Genomic DNA, 1,327 nt, shown 5'->3' with positions numbered 1-1,327 from the left:
CTTGGGTTCTAGGAGTCGTTGCAACACCCCAGTTCAAGGGGTGCGATGGACTTCGAGATCCGCAGGGTCCGGGCGAACCACACCACGAGGCCTCTGGTCCGTGAGCGGGAGGAATACTTCCGGCTCATGGACCAGGGCCTGAGTAGCGCCGAAGCGTGTCGGCGTGTGGGGATCAACCACCGGACGGGCAAGCGGTGGCGCAACGGCCGCAACCTGTCGGGCAGGAACAAGGCGGCACCACCGGCCAACGCGGTGGTGCCGCCTTCCGCTCCGTCCCGCTTCCTGAGCGAGGCCGACCGGCTCCACATCGCCGACCGGCTGCGGGAGAAGGCCACCGTCCGCGCGATCGCCGCCGAGCTGGGCCGCAGCCCGTCCACGGTCAGCCGGGAGATCCGCCGCAACCGGCACCCGGACAGCGGGGCCTATCGCCCGCACGCCGCACAGGCCCGCGCCGATGCCCGAAAGCCCCGCCCCAAGCCTGGCAGGATCGGCCGCAACCCCGAGCTGCGGGACTTCATCCAGGACCGTCTGGACAGGAAGTGGAGTCCGGAGCAGATCTGCCAGGCTCTGCGGGACACCTTTCCCGAGCGGCCGGAGATGCACGTGGTCCACGAGACTGTCTACCAGGCCCTCTACGTCCAAGGCCGCGGGGAGCTCCGCCGCGAGCTGGCCGGCGCCCTGCGCACCGGCCGCGCGCGCCGCGTCCCCCACCGCCAGGCCGCCGCACGCAGGCCCAGGTTCGCCACCCCGATGGTCATGATCAGCGAACGCCCGGCCGAGGCCGAAGACCGGGCAGTGCCCGGCCACTGGGAGGGCGACCTGATCATCGGAAAGGACGGCGCCTCCGCCATCGGGACCCTGGTCGAGCGCGCCACTCGCTACGTGATGCTCCTGCACCTGCCCCACGGCCGCGCCGCCGAGCACGTTCGCGACGCCCTGGTGGACACCGTGCAGTCCCTGCCCGGCCACCTGGTCCGGTCGCTGACCTGGGACCAGGGCGCGGAGATGGCCTCCCACGGCTCGTTCACCGTCGCCACCGGCGTCCCGGTCTACTTCTGCGACCCCGCCAGCCCCTGGCAGCGCGGCTCCAACGAGAACACCAACGGGCTCCTGCGGCAGTACTTCCCCAAGGGCACCGACCTGACCACCCACGGCCCGCAACACCTCGCAGAGGTCGCCGCCGAACTCAACGGCCGCCCACGCAAAACGCTCGGCTGGGAAACCCCAGCCGAGCGCCCGCCTAAACTACTCGCGGCCAGTTAAAAACAACCACCTGTTGCGCCGATACCAAGTAACCGCCCACTCGGCAGGGGCCCCTGCTGCCCCA

At 70.8% G+C, this 1,327-nt stretch carries 1 protein-coding gene; it reads left to right on the top strand.

Annotated features, from left to right (window positions below; translation table 11 throughout):
- Nucleotides 1–126: 126 nt before the first annotated feature.
- On the top strand, nt 127–1,263 hold the full coding sequence (locus tag ACFV6I_RS39680) for an IS30 family transposase (RefSeq protein ID WP_380431168.1): 1,137 nt from the start codon (nt 127–129) through the stop codon (nt 1,261–1,263).
- The last annotated feature ends 64 nt before the right edge of the window (nt 1,264–1,327 follow it).

This window comes from Kitasatospora sp. NPDC059803, from assembly GCF_042732255.1.
Taxonomy (GTDB): domain Bacteria; phylum Actinomycetota; class Actinomycetes; order Streptomycetales; family Streptomycetaceae; genus Kitasatospora.
This window is presented reverse-complemented; position numbering and strand designations above follow the sequence as displayed.

Excerpts from the sequence above, each read along its gene's own strand:
- ACFV6I_RS39680 (WP_380431168.1), top strand. The coding sequence starts at position 127 with ATGGACCAGGGCCTGAGTAGCGCCGAAGCGTGTCGGCGTGTGGGGATC.